We start from the raw sequence: 25,223 nt of genomic DNA on the forward strand, positions 1-25,223 counted from the left end.
GTTAAAAATCGCAGGTCATCTCTAACCTGCGATTTTAATGGTATTAGTTTTTAATATATTTCTTGATTTCCTTATCACCCAACCACACTTTTTCGTTGGTTTCGATGCTCACAAGCTCAAGGTTTACTTTGTAGTTCACCACTTTTTCTTTCTTATAAGAGTCCGTCACGGCGGTGATAACACCAAACATCATGAAGTCTGCACCAAGCTCTTTACCCCACTTTGCCTGAGTTTCCGGAGACGCGAACTCTCCTTGTTCCGCACGCTCTTCTCTTAATTTTTCACGAAACTCTGAGTTGGATACAACCCGCACAAAACCTGAGTTAATGAACTCTCTTTCTATGTCTTTGATGAATGTTTCAGATTCGATGTGCTCAGCGCTTTTGTTCTGAACGTATCCTACGATTACGACAGGTTTGGTATTTTTTTCAATTCTGAAATTGTTGTGCCATGGACGTCCGGTTACATCCTGAATCATTTCTTCGGCTACCAATTTAGAATCTGTGTCGTTCCAGCGACCACTAAGGTCTACTTGCTGATCAGGATTGATTCGGGTTACTTGTCTATTGCAAGATGCCAGCACTAAAACAGCTAGCGCTATCATGGATAATTGAGTGATCTTTTTCATTTCTTTAATGTATATGGTGAAACAAAGATAGGCGAAACCTTCACCTAAAAATCTGCTGAGATTCTGAAATTCAAAAACCTTGCCGATAATGAATTGGGGATGGCTAGTTGAGCTCCTGTCACATCCTGAATCCATGAATAGGATAGCGTATTATCAGCTCCTAAAACATTCAGTACTTCAGCTCTTAACCAAAAGGTTTTCAGGTATTTATGGTTTGTTAGTTCAAATGATTTGGATAACCCGAGATCTACTCGATAATACTCATCACCAGAAAAAATATTTCTTGCATTTATTTCATTAGGTGGTCCCAATGGATAACCGGATCCGAAAACAGAATTTACATAAACCCGCATGGTTGGATCGTTTGGTAGGTGATCTTCAAAGAAAAATGCCAGATTGATTCGCTGATCTGAAGGCCTTCTTATAAATCCTTTGTCATCTTCAGCAATGTCCTCTTGTGTGTTTAGAATACCCAGACTAAACCATGATTGAGTACCCGGAATAAACTCACCATTGATTCTAAAATCAAAACCGTAGGCGAATGCCTGAGCATCATTATTGGCAAAATATCTCAAACGAACATTGTCAATATCGTAGGCAACCACATTCTTAAGTGACTTATAGTAAACTTCCGTTGAAAATAAGAATGGGCGATTCCACCAAGTTAGCATACGCTCCATCGCTCCGATGACATGAATGGATTGTTGCGCCTTTACATTTTCTCTAATGTCACCAGATCGATCTCTCAACTCACGATAAAAAGGAGGCTGACTGTACTTACCGATTGAAAATCTAAAAGAAGTCTCTTTTTCCCATCTTGGCTTATACCGATAGATGACCCGAGGACTGAAAAGAGTCTCACCATTATAATCCATGTGGTTTATACGTCCTCCAAAATTCACAGCATGCATAGAGTCCTTACTAAAGATGGTTGCCTGCAGATAGCCAGAGATTGTATTTGTTGTTAGATCAAGAGCATTGAAAGTGCTTTCATTTAGATTTACAAAGCCAGCAGAATCCAGGAATGCGTATTCATTCAGTTCATCACTAATCACATTTCTTGCAAACCCAATACCACCCTCAAGAATAGACCAATCAGACAGCAGATATTCATTGCGCCATTCCGCATTGTATATCTGAGCCTCAAGCCTGTTACGACCATAGTTAAAATTGGTGCCTATACCACGCACAACCACACACTCGTTGAAGCTATTGGAACCGGGATTATTGTCTACATCACAGATACGATAAGCTCCCTCTACATTATAATTTTCACGTTCTGATGTATGCACAGCTGATCCAATCCATCTACTTAGAAACTTATCTGACCAGCGATGCGACAGATTAAATCCACTTTGATAGGTATCATAATCTAGTTCCTCCCTCCCATCAAAAGCCGTTTGAATGCGGAGATTTTGACTCACGGAACCAAACTCTGTGGTTTGTGAAGCTGGTAATGTTAGATATCGGTTGCGTCCATAAGCCAGCAACCAGTTTAGCTTCGTCCGATTGAACTGCTTGCTATTTTTTCCGGTGAGATCGAATGTGAAAAATGCCTGAGCGTCAGTGTAGGTCGGAAGGTATTGGCCATCAGTTTCCAGAGTGTTTAGTAGATACCTGGAGTCTCTGTGCCTGGCTCCAAAGAGGAACTGAACATCATCACTGATTCGGTTGCCGATGTATGCTGAGCCACCAAGCAGCCCCCCATTCAACTGACCTTCTAGTGATTCGGGCTCTTTATAATCAATGTTTAATGATGAGGAGAGCTTATCACCATACTTAGATTCCCAACCACCAGCATAAAAATTGATATCTCCTACTAAATCAGGGTTGATGAAGCTAAGCCCTTCCTGCCTGCCGGCATTAGCTAGAAACGGACGGTAAACGGGTATATCGTTGACATAAACCAGATTTTCATCAAAGTTTCCTCCTCTCACATTATAGGCAGACGACAGCTCATTGTTGCCAGCCACACCAGGGAGTGTTAGTAAAACCTTATTGAAATCGCCAAATGCGGATGGTAAATTCTTAGCTGATTTAGGATCAATTCTTGTCGCTGGATCGATGGCATCTCGTTCTCTATTACCTTCTACCTGTACATCATCGAGTTGCCTTGCCTCAGGTTTCATTGTCACTATGAAGTCACTAACTCCGGTTGGGATACCTGACAGTTCATGGACACCATATTGAACATGCGAGAAGATCAGATCATAGGTCCCGGGTGCTAATTCAATCAGAAAATATCCATCAATGTTTGAAATTGTTCCCTTAGATCGGTCTGATTTCAATATCACATTGACTGCAGGAATAGGCTCTCCTTCCTCATCAACAATTCTGCCTTCAATAATTGCTTGCTGAGCCAATAGAGAAGCTGAAAGACAGATTAGAAATAAGGAAATCAGTGATCTCAACTGATTAGGCTTTTTTGAGGTTAGCGATGGTTTGAGCTGGGTCATCTGACTTGAAAACGAAACTCCCTGCAACAAGCATATCTGCACCTGCATTAAAAAGTTCACCTGCATTTTCATCATTCACTCCACCATCTATTTCTATGATGATTTCGGGATTGATTTCATCCACCATTTTCTTCAGCTTTCCGACCTTATCAAACGTAGTTGGAATGAATTTTTGACCTCCAAAACCCGGATTAACGGACATAAGAAGTACTAAGTCTACATAAGGTAGGATTTCTTCCAGTGCACTAACCGGACGATGCGGATTGATTACCACCCCTGCCTTGGCTCCTAGGTTTCTAATTTCAGAGACCGTTCGATGGAGGTGTCTACATGCTTCCTCATGCACTGTGATGATTTCAGCACCAGCTTTCATGCACTCTTCCAGGTATGGATCTGCATGCTCTATCATCAAATGAAAGTCCATTGGCTTCTTTGCGTGCTTATGAATGGCCTGACAAACAGGAAAACCAAACGAAATATTGGGAACAAATACCCCATCCATGATGTCGATATGAATGTAGTCGGCCTCACTGTTGTTTAGCATTTCTACTTCTTGCTGAACATTGCCAAAATCAGCGGCGAGGAACGATGGAGCGATTAGCTTTTTGGACATAGTGACTAATTAAGGTGCTTGAGAATCATTGGTTCTGGATCTGCAACGGCTTTATCAATAATGACTCCATTTGGGTCAACTAAGAAGTAAAGGGGAATAGCACGTTTATTGAAATAACTTGCTAATTCGTCATCTTGCTCCGAAATCGCAAATTCTAAAACATCATTAAAATTATGCTTTGAGATAAATTTTTGAATCTTGTCAACATCATTTTCTTCCGTTATACAAAGAATCTCAAGTTCTGTGTTTAGACTACTCTTTAGTGATGGTAGCTTTTTCATAGACTTGATGCATGGTCCACACCAAGTGGCCCAAAAGTCAATCAGAAGATACTTGCCTTTGAATGAGCTTAGTTCTATTGAAGAATTGTCAACTTTTCTAAATGTGAAATTCTTAATCTCTTCACCAATTATGGAGTTTGCCTGAAGGTTCTTAAACTCAATAGCATACTGTTTTAGAACATCAGAATTTGAAGTTTCTATAAATTCCAAAATCGCTTTATCAGCCTTTTTTTGATCAGTCCATTTTCGTTCAAAACCGATGGTTATCAGATCCAGTTTTAGTGCCTCCTGGATAGTTTTATTGGATGTGACATTCGGTACTGCTTGATCAATAAAATCAAAGTAATCAACTGAGTTAATCTTATTTCTGAAAAAATCTAACTGGAGGTTAATCGTGTAAAGAATATTGACAGCCTTGATTCCCTGTAAGCTTGGCTTAAAATTATCGCTAAATGTATTTGAAAGTAATTCCACAGAATTGGCCTTGTTGCGCTTTAAAAATGACAATGCGTATGCAAAATCAGTAGAATTTGTAAGAGAGGTTATGAAAGCCTGATTTTCATTTTGAAGTTGCTTAACTAAATAATTCTCTAATTCTGTCACATAGTTTTTAGACAAGCTACCATTCCGTTTTCTATTTCTATTCCTAATTGATTCTAATTCGGTTTTTGAATTGTAAATCTGGGTTTCAAGTTCATTGTTGGATTTAATGCTCGTCAATTTTAATTGACCAGACCTTCCAAGGTCATCAGGCTTGTCAAATTCTTCATATTCCAAAACAATATCCAGAGTGCTTCCTGGGCTTAAGAATAGCTCTTGTGATTGATCATTTATCAGTAGAAGAACCTTTGATTCTACCTCCGATTCTAGTGAGAGTTCAAAATTGCCATCGCCTGTTACTTTGTCACTATCCAATAAATAGATATTATCTGAGTATGGGTTTTCAAAACCCATTAATTGAATTTCGAATCCTGGCAAATTAACTGATCCTCGAACTTTTGTTGTATTGCCATAAACTGTTAAAAAACAACAGAATAAAGCGAGGAGTGAGAAAATCTTCATTTAAAAATTGATGAGTTTGACGATCTTTTGATTCTTTCCTGTTTGCAAGAATAAGAAATAAACTCCTTGTTGGCTACCATCAATCGTCAATTCCATGTTTTCCTTTATTTCCTTCTGCTTGAATTCCTGATTGAATATCAAACTCCCTTTGGGGTCGATGATGCGGATGTTCATTCCCTGATCAAACAAACCTTCTGTAATCAAGTACAGCGTATCACCGTTGAAAGGATTGGGGTAGATGGTCACTTTATCTTCCAGGATATCTTTGACCTTAAGTGCCGTCTCGCCAGCTACTGCGTACGAATAGTTTGGCACTCCCCATCCTCTGAGGGAATCCGGGTTATGATTTCTATGTCCTGAATTTTTTATAGCTGCGATTACCTCTCCACTCGTCCAGTCCGGATTGGCTTGCCAGATGCCTGCTGCAAACCCTGCAATAAGCGGTGATGCGAAACTGGTTCCATTCCCCCTCTGGATGTTTCCCGAACCTCGTACCACGGCTGTTTGAAAACCCAATGCTGCAATGTCAGGCTTTATTCTATCATCTGTTGTATTACCAACCGAGCTAAAAAGTGTGTAGGAGAAATCAGGATTTACACTCCCGACAGTTAAAATCCCATCTGCATCTGCTGGAGGGCTTATCAGGTTTCTAGGATACGGATCATCTCCGCTGTTCCCAGCGCTAGTAACTACCACCATCCCTTTTTCGGAGGCTATCCTCGCTGCTTTGGAGATGACAGCAGTATTTCCATCCAAATCATCAACACCATAGTCATGTTCGGAGATATCAAAAAACTTATACCCCAGCGAGCAGTTAATTACATCTGCTCCAAGACTATCAGCAAACTCAGCACCCAACAGCCAATTGTACTCTTCCACCCGATCTTCACTACCTCCCTCTTCAGTAATGCACAGAATAAAATCTGCCTCATAAGCAATGCCATAGAGATTGCCATTTGATGATTCGTATTTTGAGGCTATGGTGGAGAAAACGGACGTGCCATGATCACCAAATTGATATACATTACCAGTATTCTGGACAAAGTCTTTGGTGGCAATGATTTGATTATTTTCCCACAGGTGCTGAAATGGCGTATATTTATTCACTCCGGTAAATCCATTATCTAACACAGCAATGAGCATGCCCTGCCCTTTTATGTCATCCGCATGCATATGATCGGCACCCAGCATGATTAGTTGAATGTCAGAATCTCCATTCACTGATCCAGGAGGGTCAAATGTTTCAGGGTTAGCAGGTATGTCCTTTTCATATGTCAGCCTCGTGGTGTCCGCTATCCAGGCTATACTATCTACAAATGAAAGTAGCTGAATGTCGTCAAGCAAGGTGGTGTCTGCGTTAACCAACGCCCCATTGAACCACTTGGATGTGAAAAACACATCAATCCCAATATTTCTTAAACCCTGAACATAGCTTGGATCTACTGGTAGGTCAGTCTCAACTATGCTTATGTTTTGCTTGGTTCTTCGATCAATTGCTCTTTGTGTGAGAAACTCTTCTGGATTAGAGATAGTGTATGGATACGACTCACTTGACTTATCAATGAAGTATATAAAATACCTGTTAACCTGACTTTGACCAACGCTAAGATTGGAGGCTAAGAGAAAAATGGTTAACCAGACTAGTTTATTCTTCATTTCCTATTTCTATTAAAACTTGCTTTAGAGATCTACCTGCAATAACCTCTCCCAAATCACCACCACAATCGCTAGAAGTACATTTCTTCTGAACCAGGTAATCTTTTTCAACCAAACCTATTCCTCTCGCATATACTTCGCTTCTAAGATCAACTCCTGTCACATTCTCTTCAATGTCCTCGATAATAACTCTCATATGGCTTTCAGTTCCTACAGAATCTATGATCGAATTACTCATAGACTGATAGTAGGAAGTTGAAGGGTCTTTACTATTTAAACTATTCGCATCCCAATCTCTTCCTTCTTTTACAGGAAAGGTGAGTTTTATATATGGGATGTTGTTTTCTGAAATGGAAAGATAATTGGAAGTGCTCGTCACAGACCAAACTGAATCGCTTTTCCAGGGAGCAGTGTCATCTGCACGGATATCTCTTCTGAGCAAATAAACTGTCTGGTCAATTGAAGAGATTGAGTCGAAGATAGTTTCTCGAAGTTGAAACACAGTGGTATCAAACCCTGAAACCAGATACTTGATCTCCTCAACATCATAGATTCTGTATTGCCCAATATTTAGGGGGTAGAAATCATATCCTAAAGTTGATGGATCAGCTTTTCGGGATTCACTGCAGGAAATACCCACACCAGCCACTAACAATAATATCCCCCTCAGCCACTTAAAGAGAGGAATTGATTTTGAAAATGAATTATTAGCTATTTTCAATTCTGCCTGTTCTGATGAAAGCTTGAAGTTATCCAACCGCCACCAATTACATCGTCTCCTTCGTAAAAAACTGCGGCCTGGCCTGGAGCTATTGCGCTCACACCATTGCCAAAGTATACCTTCATGGTATCACCCACCTGCTCTATAACGGCAGGATTCCCACTATCATTATATCGTACTTTTGTGATTGTGTCTTTTCTCTCTCCCTCGATGGAAGCGTACTTTTGCATATTGAGCTGCTTCACGTACATACCGTCCCGACTAAGCTCATCAAAGGTTCCGAGAATCACTCTATTCGTATCTTTCTGTATTTCAGTCACATAAACAGGATAACCTAAAGCGATTCCAAGTCCTTTTCTTTGTCCCACAGTGTAGAAAGGGTATCCTTCGTGCTTCCCAACGACTTCACCTGTTTCCAGCACAAATTCACCTCCAGCAACTTCCTTTTCTAACTCAGGAACTCTTCTTTTTAGGAATCCCCGGTAGTCATTGTCAGGAACAAAACATATTTCGTAAGACTCAGACTTTGACACCAACTCATAGAACTCACGCTCACGAGCCATGTCATAAATCTCAGATTTCTTTAAATGTCCCAGTGGATATTTCGTTCGGGCCAAGCTTTCCTGTGAAATGCCCCACAGCGCATAGGATTGATCCTTGTATCCATCTACTCCTCTTGATACGATGTGTCTTCCGTTTTCCTCTCTAATATTGGCATAGTGCCCAGTTGCAATGTATTCACAGTCCAGCTTATCAGCTCTTCTAAGCAGTGCGTCCCATTTGATATGGGTGTTGCACATCACACAAGGATTGGGCGTTCTACCAGCGATGTATTCATCCGTGAAATAATCGATGACAGCATCACCGAATTCTTCTCTGATGTCCACTATGAAATGTGGGAATCCTAAGCTTACCGCAATGTTTCTTGCGTCGTTGATGGAGTCTAAGCTGCAACAGCCTGTTTCTTTGCTACTTCCTCCTGAAGATTGATAGTCCCATGTCTTCATGGTCATGCCTATCACTTCGTATCCTTCTTCGTGTAGCATCACTGCAGCGAGTGAGCTATCAATGCCGCCACTCATGGCGACTAAAATTCGTCCTTTTTTACTCATTGTTTTGTACTTCTGCCGGGTTCACAGCCACGGTTTATACATTATAAGTGCAAAGGTAGTTGCTTGACCTTTACCAGTTTACAAGATTATTGGAATAATTAACAACATCCACCCCCATCATAAAAGAAAGTACTTTCGCTGACATAGATATCCTCACTCCCAATAGCGGATAAGTTTCCTGCGGTTTTGTCACAAACAGAGAGTGGCTGGTTGTACACAAGTACATGACCTGCATGATCATCAAAATACTCTTTATTGCCTGTGTAAATGGCTGTTTTTCCTGTAAATACACATGGTCCATCAGCTGGGATTGGATCTTTAATCGCGCAGACTTCTACACTTTCAATGTGGATCGGTTGATTGGTATCATAGTGCTTAGTATCCAATATTCTGTATGGGCGCTTGGCTCTAATCTCGACAGTACCAAATCCTACATCAGTAATCATCTTGATATAGTCTTTCAGTGGCAAGGCTCCACTTAAGCATAATCCCCTTAATTCCGGATCATTCTTCAGGTTTTCAGGCATAACATCCTCACTAACTGGATCGGACAAAACCAATCGACCATGAGGTTTAAGTACCCGATACATTTCTTGCAAAGCTTTCTTCAGATCCTCTTCATGAAAGATGTTAAAGAGACAGTTTTGAGCGGCTACATCAATGGATTCATCTTCTACTGGAAGATTAAGGGCATCACCCTTTCGTAAGCTTACGAAATCGGATTGAAACCACTCGTTGGAAGCCTCTGCTTCTATAAAATTTCGTTCACATGCCTCCAACATTTCATCTACCACATCCACTCCTACTACTCCATTTGGCTGCCGGCTGAAATAGGAAAACTGCAACAACTCCATACCGCCACCTACACCCACGTACAAGACCTTAGGATTATTAATCAAATCTCTCGGATGAACGGTACTACCACATCCGTAATTCATCTGCTGCATGATTTTAGGAATGTCCAACCCCGGGAATGCCCAGATTGGTGTAGTAGTGCAGCAAAGCCCAACATCCGGTGTTTCTGCTGCCCGCTTATAAATATCTTTGGTGGTATCTAAGTATGTTTCCATATTGTCTTATTAAGATCAGTAAGCTAATTCATCAATTACGTAAAAATTCTAGCATCTGGACTTTTACGTAACCAAGTGTCGTATATCTACCTTAACTAATGGAATTTCGAACTCGACCTGTGTATTCTCTAAGAGCAGTTTTAAAATCCACATCATTTTCTTTCATGCTCTGCAAAATCTGAATAGCTGCATAAGCATGTGTCAATTGCTCTCCTTCATCATCTCCGGGAATTTCAATCTCAGGTTTTTGTTCTTCAGCTATTGCAGATTCTGCTTGGGTTAGTTCCTCAATGGTATAGCTTTCTACCAGCTTCTTTATTACAGGTATCTTCATCTTATAGCTCACTTATCATTTCAACAACAGACTCTTCTTTGCTCGTAGGTACTGACTTTAGTAGCTCCCCATTCTTGAATGTAGCAAAAAATGGCAGATTTGTCACACCGGCTAGTTTTCGAGCCTCAGGACTTTGCTCTGCATTCACATCTAAGAACAAAACATCTCCAAATCGTTCATCCTCTGATAGTCTTCTGAATTTTGGGGCGAAAAGTCTACAGCTTCCACACCAGTCTGCAAAGAATTTTACCACCACTTTATCATTTTCGCTAATTGCTGTTTTAAAATCTTGATCTGTCTTTAATTCTACTGCCATTTGAATGTTTTTTGTGCAAAACCGCAAATTTGTTCAAATTGTTTCGTTCTGTACCCTTTCTTTGCGACTGAAATTTTTGAATCTATGGCACTCAAAACATTTGTGAAAATCAGTAATGTTTCCAATCTCTCAGATGCACGTTATTGCGCCGGAATGATGGTGGACGTTATTGGGTTTAACATTGATCCTACCACAGATACATTCGTTAGTGAGGGAGACTTTGGAGAGATTACAGATTGGGTGGCTGGTGTGAAGTTTGCGGGTGAATATTATGGAGCGGGAATTGACGAGATTCGCAATTCCATCAAAAATTACCCTGTGGATTTCATCGAGATTGATGATCTGGGTATTGTGGAAAAGGTTGGACTGTTGGGTAAACCGATCATCTTTAGGCTGAATGTCAATTCAAAGGCAGGTTTAGATGAACTAAAATCCAATTTGAGCTATCTGGATGAGTTGGTAAAAATGGTTGTTATCAGATCAAATAACACTGAGATTCATGATGAGTTAGACGCTCAAATAGGCTATTACAATGGAAATCTCAAGCTTTTGAAGGGGTATGGAATCAAGGCAGAAGCAGGTCTAGAACGTTACCCTGGATTGGAGCTGGAGGCAACAGAAGAAGAAAGACCAGGATACAAAGACTATGGTCAGATCATGGACGTTTTAGAGGTGATCGACGAAGATTAACTTTAATTCAAACACACTATCATGCCACGATCCTTCTTACTACTCTTACTATTAGTCGTTTTAGACACATCCTGCTCTAAAGACGATAGTCAGCCAGACGATTTAACGGAAGATGAAATTGTTGAAGGAACCTTTGTGGATAGTTTTGATGGGTCAGGTGATCTTGTAGATTTCACAACCAACAATGCTGAAGCCCTGCCCAATGTACAGCAGGTTGATGGTAGATACAGGGCTGAACTTACCGATAATGCTACTAATCAAACTCTACATTTCAATGAGGATCAAGGAAGACTGGATGCTAAACGTGTGAGCTTTCCTTTCGAGTTTATTGCAAGGAATATTGGAATAGGAACACTTGAGGATTCACAAACTGCTCCGGCTCATTCTGGTGAGCCTTACAACTTTGCAGGAGTTCAGGTGCACGTTTTAGATTTAGATGATCCTAACTCTGCACACGTAGTAGTTGGTCACCGTGGGGCAACTGGATTTACCATTGAAGGAAAAAACACACTGAATGGCACTTCTACTGTAAATGACATAGGTGCAAACACAGTTCCCGTAGGTAGAGCAGATATCCGAATTGTTGGTAATGCAGATCAGACCATTACGGTTTACTGGCAACAGCCAAAAAGCAGCGGAGAATCCGACGAGTGGATACTGTATAATGGAACCGGAAACTTACCCGGCACGGCACCCACTTTTGAAGAAGAGGTATATGTAGGGCTTATCACTTACGCTTTTTATACTACAGGAGTGCCTTTTGTTGGCACATGTGATCAGATAGAAATCATTGAGTAAGCCTATCCCCTGTTTAATGATATGCAGAACGTTGTTCCCTTGCCAAGCTCTGTTTCATAAGAAATCTCCCCTCCCATCCGTTCTGTGAAAATCTTCACTATGGAAAGGCCTAATCCGATTGAAGTTTCTCCTTGTGTAGGCTTTGCACTCAGGTGCTGATATTTTTCAAAAAGCTTTTCCTTGTCTTCCTCCGTAAGCCCAGGGCCCTCGTCTGAGACAGAAACCTTAACCATGGATTTATCATAAACAGCAGCAACCTCAACATTGGAACCCTCCGTGCTATACTTGATTGCGTTTGAAACTAAATTATCCATCACCTGAATAAGGTAAACCTTATCTGCTTTGACTTTTATACTATCCTCCAATCGTGATATCAATTTGATCTTTTTGCTAGTGGCTCGGGAGATGTTATCCTTTAGTACTGTAGCTACAATATCATTGAGGCTCAACGATTCAATTTTCAGATTGTGCTTGCCCGTCTCGATTGCGTCTACATCCAGAATCTTATCAATCATCGCGCGCATTTTTTCGGAAGATTGCAGGATAAATCCAAGTAGCTTTTTACCATCATCGCTAAGAGTCTCACTAGATTCGATGATTTGAGCACCACCCAGAATGTTAGACAATGGTGATCTCAAGTCATGCGCGAGAACCTGAATGAGATTGTTTTTCTCCTCATTAAGTTCTCTTAATCGCTTGTTTGCTTCCTCGTTTATCTTTTGTTGAGAAACCAATTTTTGAGTGGTCTTCGACTTTATCCAGTAGAGAAAATAAAGAAGCGCTAGGATGATAATAATGATAAATATTATGGACGCTAAAATGATAGTCAGGCGCTCCGCATTCTGATCTCTCTTTGCTGCTTCAATCAGTCGTTCGTATTGAGACTCCTTCTCTCTATTGGAAATCACAATTTCTTCCAATGGTCCGATTTCAGCTGATTTTGAAATACGCTCGATGATTTCGGAGGCATTTGATCCCAGATATTTTGTAATGATGCGAACTTTATCTCTATGAAATTGTCCACTCTTAAAGTACCTGTTTACAGGCTCAGTCCAATCACTATTCTTAGGGTAAATTATTGCCAGTCCATCTAACTTGACTGGATGGAAGAACTGCCTCCTGACATTGGTATTGTTGTCAATGGCAACAAGGAAATTGGCGATATCAACGTATCCAAAGCTGCCAGGCGTTTCACTTATAATATCAATGATGTCGCCACTGTTTTTAACATATGTGATGTCAAAACTAATCCCCAATCTCACTCTAAGTTTCTCAAGGGACTCTACAAGCGTAGTGTTTGTGATGGATATTGCGGTTTTATTGTGGAGGATAGATGTTAGTTCTTCTTCAGTTAAAGCTACTGGTAACTCGGAATTGGATATGAGAACCGCAACATCTGCCATGTATGGTTCAGTGAAATTGAGATACTTCATTCGCTGAGGTGTAATGGAGATAGAAGATGCACCGAAAGTTCCTCCTGTTCCGGTTCTAACTGTACTCATTACCTCATCAAAGCTTTGTGTCTTAATCCATTTTAGTTCAATTTCAACGCTGTATTCCTTATTTAGATAATCTACAAAAGCCAGAGAAAGATCATGCTCTATCCCATCAATAATGTCCAAAGAGTTTTCAATAATCACATTATTCGGATACCAGTATACCTCAACCGTCCCCTTGCCCTCTCTCAATATTTTCGCCCAGCTATCGCCTGACCCCAGCGTTACAAAGGGAATTAAAATGAAGCCGATAAGAATATATAACCTGATCATACTGGCGGTGAATGACTGCTTAGCCTAACTAGGTAGCATGTTAAATATACTTATTTTATATCTAGACTGATGCATTAAACTATGAACATCATTTCGGTTTGGATTAAGTTTATTATTCGCTGGATGAAACAGATTTACTTCATAAATTCTTCGCAATCCAGCTATATTTAAGTCATGCCTCTAGAATCCTTTTCTGCTCTTGATTTTGAAACTGCAACATGGAATCCGGCAAGTATTTGCCAGATCGGGATTGTGCGTGTAGTGGATGGGGAGGTTGTAGAGAAAGTAGATCGGCTGGTTCAACCCCCACGAAACGAGTATTTCTACAAAAACATTGAGGTACATGGAATCCAGCCAGAGGATACGATGGATGCTCCCCTTTTTGAAAATGTCTGGTTTGACATTAAGCACCTGATAGAAGATGAAGTGGTGGTGGCACACAATGCTAATTTTGATGTAAACTGCCTGCGAAATACGCTCGCATACTATGATATTACACAGCCAGATTTTGAGGTTAGATGCACGAGAGTGATCTATCGCAGAGGGCTAGCCTACCTGAGTAAGAAGTATAAAATTGAGTTGCAACACCATAATGCACTAAGTGATGCTAACGCCTGTGCACAACTCTACCTGAAGCACTTGAAAAGACAAGCCCTGCCAAAGACTGGAAGCCTGTTTTAGTATTTCCTTCACATAGTGCAGTCAAAGTTTTGTTAACTTGAAAGTAAACCGATCACATCATGAGCAATCCCGATTTCTCCAACCTTTCTGCCCTATTCATTAATTGTACCCTGAAAAAAACTCCTAGACAAAGTCACACCCAAGGACTGATGCAAGTGTCCATGGATATCATGAAAAAAGAGGGTGTTTCGGTGGAATTCTTACGTTTTGTAGATCATGAAGTGCCCTATGGGGTATATCCTGACATGACTGAACATGGGTATGATAAAGATGATTTTCCAACTATCTATCGTAAGGTTATGAAAGCTGACATCCTGGTAGTTGGTACTCCGATCTGGTTAGGTGAAAAATCTTCAGTAGCAACAAAACTGATAGAGCGACTTTATGGCATGAGTGGCAAGCAAAACGATAAAGGCCAATACATTTATTACGGTAAAGTGGGAGGATGTATCATTACTGGCAATGAAGACGGCATCAAGCATTGTGCTATGGGTATCCTCTACGCACTCCAGCATCTTGGATACTCTATCCCACCTCAGGCGGACTGTGGCTGGATTGGAGAAGCAGGACCAGGCCCAAGCTACATGGATGAAGAGTCGGGAGCTATAAACAATGATTTTACAAATCGGAACACCACCTTCATGACCTATAACCTCATGCATCTAGCCAAAATGCTAAAGGAGAATGATGGCTACCCTACCTATGGCAATTCGAGAAAAGACTGGGATGATGGAAACAGATGGAATTTTGAGAATCCTGAGTATCGCTAATCCTCAAATCTAAACTTCATGTACTTGATCTTCTCTCCTTTCTCCGTCCAGATACGTTCGTATTTGGTTTTAATGTCATGATGTTCTGCCAACAGCTGTGAGTTGTATAGGTCAAAGGTGAATTCATGGTCTTTGATATCAAAGTCAGCAAGAACCTGAAGCGTATACTCGAAAAGCTCGGTATTATCTGTTTTGAACTTAAACCATCCCTCCGGTTTCAATAGCTTCCGGTATTTCTCTAGGAAGCTTTTATTGGACAGACGGTGCTTTTCATCTCGATCTTTAGGGCGTGGATCAGGAAAGGTGAGCCAAATTTCATCCACCTCATTTTCGTCAAAGAGATTTAGTATTTCAATAATGTGTGTACGAAGAAAGGCAACATTGTCTAACCCATTTTTTTGAGCATACTGGCTTCCTCTCCATATTCGATCCCCTTTGATATCAATCCCAATGAAGTTTCTATCAGGAAACTTTTCTGCCAGTGAAATCGTGTATTCACCCCATCCACAAGCAAGTTCTATTACGATTTCATTATCATTACCGAAGAATTCACTCCACTTCCCATGGATTGATTCATATAGTTCTTTTCCGGGCTCTATGACATTTTTGCTTGCCATATTTTCGGAAAACTTTGCTAACTTATTCTTTTTACCCAATGTACTATCTATTCAACCTAACTCTTAAATCAATGAAACTAAAAACTCTGCTCCTTTTACTTTTCTTCTTTTCGTTTTCATCCTTCGCACAGGAGGACGAATCTGAAATCGTGAAAGCCATCGATGATCTCACCATGCGCTGGGACAATGAGGCAGAAATGCTGCAAACTTATGAAGGCCTGGCGAGTTTTTGTGCCCATTCTACCTACAGAAATATGATTACGGAGATGTTGGACGAAATCCACCATTACGACACCCTGCTATATGGTATTGTGACACGTAAGTTTAAAAAGGATAAAGACAAGGAGGCAAAAGCCACACTCGATGACATAGAAAAGCTGGAGGTAGATTATACCACCAAGTCATTCAGGATATTCATCCGCAAAGAATGCCAAACATACAACGACATAGAGCGAAATCTTGGAGCTGAGCAGGGCCCGGAATATGATGAAGAGGTGGAAGCATTAGAAGCTGAGCTAAGTAAATATGTGATTGAAATCACCAAGCAGATAGATTTGATTGATGAGCACGTGCATCACCTGCATTTAGGGGAAGATTAGAGGTCATTGATCTCCGCAACAACAAAAGTGCTTCCTGTAATCAGAATGAGATCATCGGGGAGCACTTTTTCTTTTACATGAGTGATCGCTTCATTCACGTTTGTGAAGCATTCTCCCTGAATCCCATTTACAATTGCCTGAATGGCCAACTCTTCCACTGACAATGATCGAGGAACACTTGATTGAGTCCAGTAACATTTGGCCCCCACCGGAAAAAGCTTAAAAATAGGGCTGAGATCTTTGTCTTTGACTGACCCGAAAACTAGGTGAAGTGTTCGTTTACAAATCTCATTCACCTGCTCAAATAGAACTCTGAGTCCATCGGCATTATGACTAACATCAGCAATGATAAGCGGCTGATTTTGAAGTACTTGTAATCTTCCTTTTAAGCCCGTTAGTTCATTTAGTAGGTCCAGACCGGTTTCAATATCATTTGGGCTAATCTTCCAACCCTGATCGATCAATACATCTACTACAGCCTTTATCCCGGGATAATTCCTAACGAGGTAAGATGGTACCAATCCTTTCGGCTTCCACGCCTCCCTCCTTGCGTATGAAAGTGGTGAACCTTGCTTTCGGGCAATCTCCTCAAACACAAGTGCTGTTTCTGGTTGCCTCTCACCTATTACTACTGGTACTCCTGGTTTGATAATCCCTGCTTTTTCAGCAGCTATTTTCTCAAGGGTATCTCCCAACATATCCATGTGATCAAACCCGATATTTGTAATCAGCGAAACTTCAGGATTAATGACATTTGTGCTATCGAGCCTACCACCGAGACCTGTTTCAACAACAGCGATATCCACCTCCTGCTGAGCAAAATAGTCGAATGCCATGGCAACTGTTATTTCAAAGAAAGAAGGCTCTATTTCATCAATAGCTTCGTGAATACGATCAACAAAATCAGTAACAAAAGACTCAGAGACCTCTTTTCCATTTATTCTGATCCGCTCTGTGAAGCTTTTGAGATGAGGTGAAGTGTACAAACCCGTTTTATAACCTGCAGTTTGCAAAATAGCTGCAATACCATGTGCAGAGGTTCCTTTTCCATTGGTCCCGGCTATGTGAACGCTCTTGAACTTTCTATGTGGATTGTCTAGCTTTTCAAGGAGCTTGAGTGTATTGGTGAGGTCTTTTTTGTATGCAACTTTCCCAACGCGCTGATACATAGGAAGCCTGGAAAAGAGATAGTCTAACGTCTCCTTATAGGTCATTTGGACTTGATGATGAACGTAATGGTGCCTGTTGAAACAGCAGCGGTATTATAATCGGCAGTTTTACTAAACGTTAGCTTCTCTACTGCAGAGCGATATTTTCGTTCAACAGCTGGAGAAACAGTTGATGTTATTGTTTCTATTTTAACGAGATACCCATCTTGGTCTACGGCAATCTTGTATACGATTTTTCCTGACTCATCAGATTGATCATCCGGCTTAGGTTTAAAATCCCAAATCCATCCGGAGAGTGCGAGATTAGCACCTTCAGACTCTCCTGTATTTGTTCCCTGGCTGCCATAAATAGCACGCTGATCAACTTTCTTTTCTTCCTCTTTTCCTTCAGCAGGATTAGTGCTTTTATCTTCTGAATCGGTCTCTGAAGGCTTCATCACAGCCCTGGAATCTACCTTAGGCTTTTCCTCTGCAGGCTTAGTTTCAGCAGGTTTCGTTTCTTCTACCTTCACCGGAGTTTCTACTTTGGCAACAGGCGTTTGTTGCTCCTCCACCTCTTCCTGAACATCTTCTATTTCTTGGTTGGACTCTGTTTCCGCCTCTTCTTCTACCGTTTCATCGGGGATCTCCTCCGTTTCAGGGGCTTGTTCTGAAGGGGATGAAGTAGGTGGTGCACCAGCAGAAGTAGTGAAGCCAAGCTCTATTCCATACTCAGGAATAGGTGGAAAAGGTTCTTTCCATGCTACGATGAAATAAAAAAGAACCAAAAGCACCAGTTGCACACCGACTGATGTCAGCCATCCGATACGCTTATTTCGTTCTTCCTTTTTTTCTCGCTCGTCCATTCTACTCTGGTTTCGTTGCAATGGAGACTTTCGCCTTCAGTGATGTGGCAATGCCCGCCACTTCTACCAGACGCTCTACAGGCACGTCAGCATCACAGTGCAACACCACAATGCCCTCTTTGCCAGACAGATTACTTCTTAGTACGGATTCCAGCGAAGATCGATTCACTCGCTGATTATTGACGAAATAGGTTAGATTTTTGGTGATTGTTACACTCACCTTCTGCATCACTATTTCCGAAGACTTGGATGAAGGTAAATTGACCGGCAGACCCGAAGGTGTGATAAATGAAGCTGTAAGCATGAAAAAGATCAATAACAGAAATATGATATCCGTCATTGATGACATGCTGAAATTGGCACTCACCTTATGTTTTGACTTCAAATCCATAGCTCCTATTTTTTAGGTTCTTGCAGCAGGTCGATGAAATCTATCACATTTGACTCCATTGTGTGTATGACCTTGCCCACCTTAGAAACAAGATAATTGTACCCCAGGTATGCCAAGATACCTACAAACAATCCTGCAGCGGTCGTAATCATCGCTTCGTAAATCCCTGAGGAAAGTAGTTTTGGACTAACGGCACCTTCCTCCTGCGCTATAGCAATAAATGCCTGAATCATACCTGTAACGGTACCTAAAAAGCCAATCATCGGTGCAGCACCTGATATGGTCGCCAACAAATTCAGGTTTTTCTCCAATCGGTAGATTTCGAGTTTACCTATGTTTTCGATACTAACTTCGATATTCTTCAATGGATGACCGATGCGGCTGATGCCCTTCTCAATCATTCTGGCTACTGGGGTGTCTGTTTTGCCACACAGAACCATTGCGCCACTGATATCTCCTGAGATAACCAAAGACCTGATTTGATCCTTAAAAGATTCGGGGGTTTTTGCTGCCGCACTCAATGTACGGGTTCGTTCCACAAATATGTAGATAGCAACCATCCAAAGAAGCAGGATGGGAATCATCATGTAGCCTCCATTGGTAAGAAGCTCCAATAATGATATACTTTCTTCTGATTCCAGACCCTCTAGCACAGGATCTTGCATAACACTAATTAGCATATGTTCTTTTTATCTTGACGTTTTATGAATGGAAGCCCCACTCAAACAGACTGAACGTAATATACTGAAGATTAGTGCTTCAATATTTTAGAATCCAGATATCCTGTCCGTACTCACCTTGAAAACCGCCAATTGCGTTTTGAGCAGCAGCTATGGACGGGTATCCAGAAATGGCTACTCTGTGAGTAATGGCATTCCCAAAAGGTGGAATGATTGAAGGACTCTTACCTTGTCCAGCCAACTTATTCGCATAATCCATCGCCATATCACCATCTACGAAACTGGCAATAATGATGAATGCATTGCCGGTTCTGGCCGACAGTGAGTTTACCGTACCAGGATTAGATGCAACTTGTTGTTGCTGTTTAGGTTTAGTAGTATTTGCAGCGGGTCTTTGAGCAGGCGTTTTAGGCTTAGTCTCTGCTGGCTTGGCAGTAGCGGCACTTCCACCTGATGTTCTTTCGGTAGACGTACCGGAGTTGGCAGTTTCTTCCGGCTTTTTCTCTACAGGCTTTTTAGCAACAGGTTTCTGAGTTTTTTCAGCAACTGGTTTTTTATCTTCTTCTCCACCTCCTAGCGGCGACATAAACCAGAATATTGTACCTAAAGCTGCAAAAATTATAATTCCGAAGATCACTACTTTGGCAAACTTTCCTTTACTTTCAGTAGCCGCAGGTGAATCATCCGCATCAAAAGAAGACATGTCCGCCATATCCCCCTCTTCGGTTTCCATCAATTCTTTCTCAAACTGAGCAAATTCGTCCTCGTCAAGAACATCACTGTCAAAAACCGAATCAGGAATGTCCTCTCCATCATCCTCGGATACATCAAAGTCATCAAACGACTCTTCTTCATAAAAGTCATCCATTTCCATATCCTCATCGGATGCATCTTTGACGTCTGACTTTGCCTTCGGCTCATCCTTGAAGTCATCCTCTCCACTATCATCGGCTAAAGAAGCCTCTAACTCCTCATCGGTCACCTGGTCAGGGATATCTTCCTCATCCAGATCATCTAATCCATCCAGATCGCCGATATCATCCATATCCATGTCGTCCATTGACTCACTATCAAAGACAGAATCATCCTCTGCACTAACGCTTTCCTCCTCTTCTACCTTAGGCTCCTCGGCAGGTGCTTCTTCCGCTTTTGGTTCTTCCTGAACATCATCAGAATCGTCATCATCTAATGCCTCATAGTCTAGCTCTGGTAGACCAAAATCCTCATCATCGCCGAAGAAATCGTCCTGTTCTTTGTCTGTGTTCTTGTCGTCTTTAGCCATAGTATGTTTTTTGACCGAACCAAGATAAAATAAAATTCATTATTAGGAAATATTACGGTCAGAAACGGTACTGACCTCCTATTTTAAAAGCGAGTCCTCGGGTCGGGTACCCCAAATATCGTTCGTATTCGTTATTAAGCAAATTATTTATATCAATGAATGCTGATGCGCGCTTTGTGAATAGGTATTTGGCACTAATGCCAACATCCGTAAATCCATCCAATTTCAAGTAGCCAAAATCGACATTTGCAGGAGCTCTAATACCTCCAATACTGGTTAAATAAGCAGAAACTATAAGCTTTTCTTTGATATTGTGACTTGTGAAGGCCTTAAAAATGAAACTGGGTTTATGCCAAGGTTTATCCAATGATTCGGTGGAATACCCGTTGATTTCTACACTTGCTCCATAGGTACTGGTGGAAGTGGGCATATAGGCAAGCTTTGATTTGAACGTTATGACATTAACAGCATCTGTGTCATAATCAAGTGAATACCTGGATGAGTCACTTGATGAAGGAGTAAAAAACGGCATTCCATTTACATCACGATAAGACACACTCCCCTCAATCAGCATGTTTTTCCACGGATTACCCTTTATCCCACCGCCAAATTCAATTGCATTTTCAGAAAAACTCAAAACCAAAGAATCATCCAAAAATTGGTTTTCGCCAATCATATCTCGGAGGGTATTCATCGACTGTCCTCCTGAAAGTATTCCATAAACTACCCATTGATCGGCAAGATCGTACTCCATTCGTATGTCAGGATAGATACTTGTCTTTGATGATTCGGCAATCTTTCCGGATGAAACAATCAATCCGGCATTGAGTCTAAGCAATTCCTTTTTATATGAAACCCATGGTTTAATATTGATTAGAGAGCGATCATAGTCTGTGCCGCTTTTATAGGAGGCGCTAGAGGCATCCAAGTCAAGACCAGTGCTAAAGACCTTGCCTATTTTATAATTGAAGGCACCAGCCAGCTCCAAAACATCTTCTTTATTAAACTCAGATGGGGATATCTGCTGGTTTACCGTAGAAAAAATTGGTCTAAGTCCATAGTTGATATCTTCACTTCCTCCGCTTAGGTTAATACCAATTCCAAAATCTGAAAAGGACGCTTCATTAGGATTATCAGGGAAGTTGGTAGAAGCTGTACTGCCATAAAAATTGTATTCCTTTCTACTGTAGACAATTGATGGTGTAACGGATATTGATGGTAGTTTATAATCACCCGACAGTTCAACACCAGCAATGGAATTGCCACTATTATCTCCTTTTACCGGACCGGAATTAAAACTCTCATAAAACAGCTTAGCACGGCTATCAAATGTGCCAAAACTCTGAAAAAGGCCTGCTTCAAGCAGTGGAGAGTTGAAATTTCCATAGCCTAGCTTTACGTAATTTTGATACTCCGCTAGCGGATATGCATCTCTGACTGATTGGAATGGAACATCGGACTTATAGTCTGGCCATTCAAATGAAGGCTCCTGGATTTCAAATGTGAGATTTAGTGGATCGTTCGAAAAGGTCTTAGGCTCACTTCTAACGAAAATCTTGTCAGCCTGAGGAAGTGTTATCTTTTTATCCTTCTCGATCACAACCTCTCCTGTCAGGATTTCGCCTTGATTACGAGTGCTGTCTGTTTGAGCCATAGACTGGATAAAACCCAAAAGAAGAATGCCTGTAACTATTATTCTCATCTTAATTCTTGTTTTGAGTAGAGTCCGACATGCTTACGTTTTGTTCTATCGCATTTAAAAGCTGCTGCGATTCATTCACAATTTCCTGATTCTTAGAATGTTGAATTATTGATCTGAGTGTTGCTTTTGCCTGAAACAGCTCTTCCATGATGATATAATTTCGAGCAATCAGCAAATAAGACTTGTCAACCCATTGCGAATAGTTGCCAAATTTTGAGTTGAGATCAAATAAAGTATTCAGTGATGCTTCATTTTCATTTTGAGTAAACTGAATGTGGCCTATGTAGTAATTCGCCTCTGCGGCAAAGACATTATCACCTCCTGCCAGAATCTCAAAATTAGACTTTGCAGCAGGAAGACTTTCCAAATTGAGCCAGCTTTTCGCCTTGATCAAAATAGCCTCATTTTCAGCATTTAATGGTTTCCATTCTGCTTTTAGAATCTCATCTGCCAGCTGGATGGCTTTCTCATATTGACTATTTTCAAAATACAGATACATCAGACCCTGTCTGGCATTATATGTATCCTTTGCTGTTAAGTTGAGGTCAACCAGAAGCTGATAGGCCTCTTCCGATTCCTTTACATTTTTCAGTTGTCTATTTATATCTCCTAACCTGCTAAGGATTCTTCCTGTGAAAGAATTTTTTACATACTTAAGCTCATCAAAGGCGGATTTAGCCTCCCTTAAGTTGTTGAGCCTGTAATATGAATCAGCCAGATAATACTTAGCTTCCTGCTTACTACTGCTGGTGGTGTAATCTTTTAGAAATTTCTGAAGAGCTGACACAGCCTTCTCATAAGCAAAATCAAAATAGAATCGCTTAGCTGCCTCAAACTCGATGAGTTCCAGACTTCCATTCTCAGGATTAGCTTTTTTGAAGTTAGCTATATGCTTATCTAGGTTATTTACCGACTGGCCACTCTGTTGTAATTCCTGAAGACCAAGAATGGCGTTTAGAGCCACTTCAGAGTTTATATAATCACTTAGAATTTTCTCATAGTCAGTTTGTGCCTCTTTTAGCTGACCCAGATTTTTTCTGGAAACACCACGATTCAATAAGGATTCTATAACATAGGTTGAGTTGGGGTGGTTGCTGATCACCTGAGTAAAGTATCGTTCAGCTTCTGAAAATTCAGCACTTTCAAAGTGGATCATTCCCACCTGAAATCTGGCATCTGCCCCATATTTCTGAGAAGAGAAGACATCTTTAAATTCCTGAATCGCATTTTTACGATCACCAAGATTCTTATATGTCATTCCTTTCTGAAAGATCACATATGCAGAGCCTACCTGAGTGGATACACCAGAATAGATCGTCAATGCTTCCGAGTAGTTTTTTGTTGCAAATAGGCAATCTGCCAGCCTAACATTAGCATCTTGCTTGACCGTTTTATCCTGAGCTTTTGTAGCGGATCTAAAATAAGGAAGGGCTTCTGGGTATTGCTGCTGATTAAAATAGGCATACCCTATCCCGTAGTTGGACATTGGATCGAGCTGTGATTGGTTTTTGTAATGACCTATGGCTTCATTAAATCGGCCATTCCTTAGCGAAATCTCGGCTAAATGATAGTTGGATGAGTTTTTCAAAGATTGATCAGGAGTAAAACGCAAGCTTTGCCTAAACCACTTCTCTGCATCGGCAAAGTTGCCATCGTTGAATGACTGAGCCGCCTTTTGAAAAGCTACTTTTTGATATACTTCTTTTTGAGTGTTAGTGGTAACACCAATAGCGTTCAGGTGCTCAATAGCCAGATCATAGTTGGAAGTCCTTAAATACGATTGAGCAATCAGGTTCTGAATTGCTTCCACCTTACTTCCATTTTTAAAATTCTTTAGATAGTCAGTTGAATAATTGATGGCGTCAGCAAAAAAACCAAGCTGAGCATTGATCATGGCAGCCTGATAATATGATTCTTCCTTTATGGCCATATCGTCAGACGTGGAAGCCTCAATGTAAGCTGTGAGCGCACGCTCAAAATCTCTTTTCTTGAGGTAAAGTCTTCCGAGCTGGAACGCACTTAATTGTGCATATTCCCCACCTTGTATTCCGGCACTAGTTAAAAAAGCTATCGCCTTATCTTCATTTCCAATTTTGAATTTTGCAACACCTGCCTGATAATACAATGCAGCTGATGGTTTACCAGGGTGCAATTCAATTGCCCTTTGGAAAAAAGCATCTGCCTTTGCTACATTGTTTTTCAATGCATATGCCTCTCCAATGAGTTGGTGAAAGGCAGAGTTTGTCCGGGTCTTGTCATCTGAGAGCTCACCCTGCGATATACTTATCACATCGTCGAGCTCACCATTGTCCAACTTGATTTTGGATATGAAAAATTTAGAAGACAATCCAAAGTTTGCATCATCTTTTGCCTCAGCAAATCCCTCTAAAGCCTCATCAATGTTTCCTAAGTGATAGTCTGCGAATGCTTCGAAGTAGGAAAGTTTTAATGGTTCTTTAAATCCATTTGCCCTGGCAAACTGAAATAGATTTTTGGCTTGCTTATAATTTTTGGATGAAAGCTGAATAACGCCATAGACAAATCCATAGGAGCCCTTATCCTGACTACCTAAATCTGATCGTGAAATTGTAGCTAAATTCTTCTTTGCGCTTAGAGTGTCTCCGGAATAGAAATAGTATTCACCTAGATGAAAAGTCGCCAAAGACTTTAGAGGATGTTTGGCATTATCCTGAAGCCACTGCTCAATCTCTTCGGACTTTGCTTTACCAGTTTTAAGCTCACTTAGCAACAGCAAAATCTGCTCATCCTGAGTTCGACTGCTACGATTTTTCAGTTCGCCTACAACCTCCTGATAATTTTGAGATTGGAAACTTTCAAAAGCCGATAACTCAGCATATTCCCCAGACTGAATTGAATTTTGAGCCCAACCAAAATTGATGGCGAGTGATAATAGAATGAATACTGATTTCTTCAAGAATGAATAGTTTTTGACCATCAAATGCAACGAATATTTGGCTCCA

At 40.9% G+C, this 25,223-nt stretch carries 24 protein-coding genes; 5 read left to right on the plus strand and 19 right to left on the minus strand.

The features are described from left to right. Nucleotides 1-43: 43 nt before the first annotated feature. From ACEQZT_RS02710 to ACEQZT_RS02755, 10 genes are all read right to left on the minus strand, one after another. Nucleotides 44-628, minus strand: a complete 585-nt coding sequence (locus ACEQZT_RS02710; RefSeq protein WP_370086978.1) for a penicillin-binding protein activator LpoB — start codon at nt 626-628, stop codon at nt 44-46. Nucleotides 629-672: 44 nt separating this feature from the next. Next, on the minus strand, nt 673-3,039 hold the full coding sequence (locus tag ACEQZT_RS02715; RefSeq protein ID WP_370086980.1) for a carboxypeptidase-like regulatory domain-containing protein: 2,367 nt from the start codon (nt 3,037-3,039) through the stop codon (nt 673-675). Nucleotides 3,040-3,043: 4 nt separating this feature from the next. After that, nucleotides 3,044-3,697 carry a ribulose-phosphate 3-epimerase gene (gene rpe / locus ACEQZT_RS02720; protein WP_370086982.1) on the minus strand — a complete coding sequence of 218 codons (654 nt, stop codon included), beginning with the start codon at nt 3,695-3,697 and terminating at the stop codon, nt 3,044-3,046. Between the two features lie 5 nt (nt 3,698-3,702). Then, the gene (locus tag ACEQZT_RS02725; protein WP_370086984.1) at nt 3,703-4,932 is read right to left on the minus strand and encodes a TlpA family protein disulfide reductase; all 1,230 of its coding nucleotides are present in this window, start codon (nt 4,930-4,932) and stop codon (nt 3,703-3,705) included. Nucleotides 4,933-5,040: 108 nt separating this feature from the next. After that, the gene (locus ACEQZT_RS02730) at nt 5,041-6,696 is read right to left on the minus strand and encodes a S8 family serine peptidase (RefSeq protein WP_370086986.1); all 1,656 of its coding nucleotides are present in this window, start codon (nt 6,694-6,696) and stop codon (nt 5,041-5,043) included. Continuing rightward, the gene (locus ACEQZT_RS02735) at nt 6,686-7,453 is read right to left on the minus strand and encodes a hypothetical protein (protein WP_370086987.1); all 768 of its coding nucleotides are present in this window, start codon (nt 7,451-7,453) and stop codon (nt 6,686-6,688) included. The genes ACEQZT_RS02730 and ACEQZT_RS02735 overlap by 11 nt, the downstream gene beginning before the upstream one ends. Beyond that, complete coding sequence (gene mnmA, locus ACEQZT_RS02740; protein WP_370086989.1) at nt 7,414-8,529, minus strand: tRNA 2-thiouridine(34) synthase MnmA; 1,116 nt, start codon at nt 8,527-8,529, stop codon at nt 7,414-7,416. Before mnmA ends, ACEQZT_RS02735 begins: the two co-directional genes overlap by 40 nt. A gap of 98 nt (nt 8,530-8,627) precedes the next feature. Then, nucleotides 8,628-9,599, minus strand: a complete 972-nt coding sequence (gene arsM, locus ACEQZT_RS02745) for an arsenosugar biosynthesis arsenite methyltransferase ArsM (RefSeq protein WP_370086991.1) — start codon at nt 9,597-9,599, stop codon at nt 8,628-8,630. Nucleotides 9,600-9,690: 91 nt separating this feature from the next. Next, complete coding sequence (locus ACEQZT_RS02750) at nt 9,691-9,933, minus strand: hypothetical protein (protein WP_370086993.1); 243 nt, start codon at nt 9,931-9,933, stop codon at nt 9,691-9,693. A 1-nt stretch (nt 9,934) separates the two neighbouring features. Next, the gene (locus ACEQZT_RS02755; RefSeq protein ID WP_370086995.1) at nt 9,935-10,249 is read right to left on the minus strand and encodes a thioredoxin family protein; all 315 of its coding nucleotides are present in this window, start codon (nt 10,247-10,249) and stop codon (nt 9,935-9,937) included. A gap of 84 nt (nt 10,250-10,333) precedes the next feature. Here ACEQZT_RS02755 and ACEQZT_RS02760 point away from each other — a divergent pair, with 84 nt between their 5' ends. Continuing rightward, nucleotides 10,334-10,939 carry a hypothetical protein gene (locus tag ACEQZT_RS02760; RefSeq protein WP_370086997.1) on the plus strand — a complete coding sequence of 202 codons (606 nt, stop codon included), beginning with the start codon at nt 10,334-10,336 and terminating at the stop codon, nt 10,937-10,939. Nucleotides 10,940-10,960: 21 nt separating this feature from the next. Next, nucleotides 10,961-11,737: a hypothetical protein gene (locus tag ACEQZT_RS02765; protein WP_370086999.1), complete on the plus strand. Its 777-nt coding sequence runs from the start codon at nt 10,961-10,963 to the stop codon at nt 11,735-11,737. A gap of 2 nt (nt 11,738-11,739) precedes the next feature. Here ACEQZT_RS02765 and ACEQZT_RS02770 read toward each other — a convergent pair whose 3' ends face one another. After that, entirely contained in the window at nt 11,740-13,506 is a 1,767-nt protein-coding gene (locus ACEQZT_RS02770; protein ID WP_370087001.1) for an ATP-binding protein, read from the minus strand. Nucleotides 13,507-13,680: 174 nt separating this feature from the next. Here ACEQZT_RS02770 and ACEQZT_RS02775 point away from each other — a divergent pair, with 174 nt between their 5' ends. Then, on the plus strand, nt 13,681-14,187 hold the full coding sequence (locus ACEQZT_RS02775) for a 3'-5' exonuclease (protein WP_370087003.1): 507 nt from the start codon (nt 13,681-13,683) through the stop codon (nt 14,185-14,187). Nucleotides 14,188-14,246: 59 nt separating this feature from the next. Continuing rightward, nucleotides 14,247-14,957 (plus strand): flavodoxin family protein, encoded by a 711-nt coding sequence (locus tag ACEQZT_RS02780; protein WP_370087005.1) that lies wholly within the window; start codon nt 14,247-14,249, stop codon nt 14,955-14,957. Here ACEQZT_RS02780 and trmB read toward each other — a convergent pair. Next, nucleotides 14,954-15,613 (minus strand): tRNA (guanosine(46)-N7)-methyltransferase TrmB, encoded by a 660-nt coding sequence (gene trmB, locus ACEQZT_RS02785; protein ID WP_370087007.1) that lies wholly within the window; start codon nt 15,611-15,613, stop codon nt 14,954-14,956. The genes ACEQZT_RS02780 and trmB overlap by 4 nt on opposite strands. A 32-nt stretch (nt 15,614-15,645) precedes the next feature. Here trmB and ACEQZT_RS02790 point away from each other — a divergent pair, with 32 nt between their 5' ends. After that, nucleotides 15,646-16,173 carry a hypothetical protein gene (locus tag ACEQZT_RS02790; protein ID WP_370087009.1) on the plus strand — a complete coding sequence of 176 codons (528 nt, stop codon included), beginning with the start codon at nt 15,646-15,648 and terminating at the stop codon, nt 16,171-16,173. On the opposite strand, the gene ACEQZT_RS02795 is transcribed toward ACEQZT_RS02790, so the two are convergent. The 7 genes from ACEQZT_RS02795 to ACEQZT_RS02825 form a co-directional block, all read right to left on the minus strand. Further along, the gene (locus ACEQZT_RS02795) at nt 16,170-17,387 is read right to left on the minus strand and encodes a folylpolyglutamate synthase/dihydrofolate synthase family protein (RefSeq protein WP_370087011.1); all 1,218 of its coding nucleotides are present in this window, start codon (nt 17,385-17,387) and stop codon (nt 16,170-16,172) included. The two genes, ACEQZT_RS02790 and ACEQZT_RS02795, sit on opposite strands and share 4 nt — an antisense overlap. Next, nucleotides 17,384-18,187 (minus strand): hypothetical protein, encoded by an 804-nt coding sequence (locus ACEQZT_RS02800; RefSeq protein WP_370087013.1) that lies wholly within the window; start codon nt 18,185-18,187, stop codon nt 17,384-17,386. The genes ACEQZT_RS02795 and ACEQZT_RS02800 overlap by 4 nt, the downstream gene beginning before the upstream one ends. A gap of 1 nt (nt 18,188) precedes the next feature. After that, nucleotides 18,189-18,578, minus strand: coding sequence for an ExbD/TolR family protein (locus tag ACEQZT_RS02805; RefSeq protein WP_370087015.1), 390 nt, complete (start codon nt 18,576-18,578; stop codon nt 18,189-18,191). A 5-nt stretch (nt 18,579-18,583) separates the two neighbouring features. Beyond that, nucleotides 18,584-19,258, minus strand: coding sequence for a MotA/TolQ/ExbB proton channel family protein (locus tag ACEQZT_RS02810; protein WP_372530125.1), 675 nt, complete (start codon nt 19,256-19,258; stop codon nt 18,584-18,586). Nucleotides 19,259-19,337: 79 nt separating this feature from the next. Beyond that, nucleotides 19,338-20,540 carry a hypothetical protein gene (locus tag ACEQZT_RS02815; protein WP_370087019.1) on the minus strand — a complete coding sequence of 401 codons (1,203 nt, stop codon included), beginning with the start codon at nt 20,538-20,540 and terminating at the stop codon, nt 19,338-19,340. 58 nt (nt 20,541-20,598) lie between these two features. Beyond that, on the minus strand, nt 20,599-22,242 hold the full coding sequence (locus tag ACEQZT_RS02820) for a hypothetical protein (RefSeq protein WP_370087021.1): 1,644 nt from the start codon (nt 22,240-22,242) through the stop codon (nt 20,599-20,601). 1 nt (nt 22,243) lies between these two features. Next, nucleotides 22,244-25,177, minus strand: coding sequence for a tetratricopeptide repeat protein (locus ACEQZT_RS02825; protein ID WP_370087023.1), 2,934 nt, complete (start codon nt 25,175-25,177; stop codon nt 22,244-22,246). Nucleotides 25,178-25,223: the final 46 nt, after the last annotated feature.

It is taken from the genome of Ekhidna sp., from assembly GCF_964218185.1.
In the GTDB taxonomy this organism is placed as follows: domain Bacteria; phylum Bacteroidota; class Bacteroidia; order Cytophagales; family Cyclobacteriaceae; genus Ekhidna.

What these genes read in the sequence shown, in the direction of transcription:
- ACEQZT_RS02795 (WP_370087011.1), bottom strand. Translation starts at nt 17,387, where the DNA reads ATGACCTATAAGGAGACGTTAGACTATCTCTTTTCCAGGCTTCCTATG.
- ACEQZT_RS02770 (WP_370087001.1), bottom strand. Translation starts at nt 13,506, where the DNA reads ATGATCAGGTTATATATTCTTATCGGCTTCATTTTAATTCCCTTTGTA.
- rpe (WP_370086982.1), bottom strand. Translation starts at nt 3,697, where the DNA reads ATGTCCAAAAAGCTAATCGCTCCATCGTTCCTCGCCGCTGATTTTGGC.
- ACEQZT_RS02810 (WP_372530125.1), bottom strand. Translation starts at nt 19,258, where the DNA reads ATGCTAATTAGTGTTATGCAAGATCCTGTGCTAGAGGGTCTGGAATCA.
- ACEQZT_RS02800 (WP_370087013.1), bottom strand. Translation starts at nt 18,187, where the DNA reads ATGGACGAGCGAGAAAAAAAGGAAGAACGAAATAAGCGTATCGGATGG.
- arsM (WP_370086991.1), bottom strand. Translation starts at nt 9,599, where the DNA reads ATGGAAACATACTTAGATACCACCAAAGATATTTATAAGCGGGCAGCA.
- ACEQZT_RS02790 (WP_370087009.1), top strand. Translation starts at nt 15,646, where the DNA reads ATGAAACTAAAAACTCTGCTCCTTTTACTTTTCTTCTTTTCGTTTTCA.
- ACEQZT_RS02805 (WP_370087015.1), bottom strand. Translation starts at nt 18,578, where the DNA reads ATGGATTTGAAGTCAAAACATAAGGTGAGTGCCAATTTCAGCATGTCA.
- ACEQZT_RS02755 (WP_370086995.1), bottom strand. Translation starts at nt 10,249, where the DNA reads ATGGCAGTAGAATTAAAGACAGATCAAGATTTTAAAACAGCAATTAGC.
- ACEQZT_RS02820 (WP_370087021.1), bottom strand. Translation starts at nt 22,242, where the DNA reads ATGAGAATAATAGTTACAGGCATTCTTCTTTTGGGTTTTATCCAGTCT.
- ACEQZT_RS02780 (WP_370087005.1), top strand. Translation starts at nt 14,247, where the DNA reads ATGAGCAATCCCGATTTCTCCAACCTTTCTGCCCTATTCATTAATTGT.
- ACEQZT_RS02725 (WP_370086984.1), bottom strand. Translation starts at nt 4,932, where the DNA reads ATGGGTTTTGAAAACCCATACTCAGATAATATCTATTTATTGGATAGT.
- mnmA (WP_370086989.1), bottom strand. Translation starts at nt 8,529, where the DNA reads ATGAGTAAAAAAGGACGAATTTTAGTCGCCATGAGTGGCGGCATTGAT.
- ACEQZT_RS02750 (WP_370086993.1), bottom strand. Translation starts at nt 9,933, where the DNA reads ATGAAGATACCTGTAATAAAGAAGCTGGTAGAAAGCTATACCATTGAG.
- ACEQZT_RS02730 (WP_370086986.1), bottom strand. Translation starts at nt 6,696, where the DNA reads ATGAAGAATAAACTAGTCTGGTTAACCATTTTTCTCTTAGCCTCCAAT.
- ACEQZT_RS02765 (WP_370086999.1), top strand. Translation starts at nt 10,961, where the DNA reads ATGCCACGATCCTTCTTACTACTCTTACTATTAGTCGTTTTAGACACA.
- ACEQZT_RS02815 (WP_370087019.1), bottom strand. Translation starts at nt 20,540, where the DNA reads ATGGCTAAAGACGACAAGAACACAGACAAAGAACAGGACGATTTCTTC.
- ACEQZT_RS02710 (WP_370086978.1), bottom strand. Translation starts at nt 628, where the DNA reads ATGAAAAAGATCACTCAATTATCCATGATAGCGCTAGCTGTTTTAGTG.
- ACEQZT_RS02760 (WP_370086997.1), top strand. Translation starts at nt 10,334, where the DNA reads ATGGCACTCAAAACATTTGTGAAAATCAGTAATGTTTCCAATCTCTCA.
- ACEQZT_RS02775 (WP_370087003.1), top strand. Translation starts at nt 13,681, where the DNA reads ATGCCTCTAGAATCCTTTTCTGCTCTTGATTTTGAAACTGCAACATGG.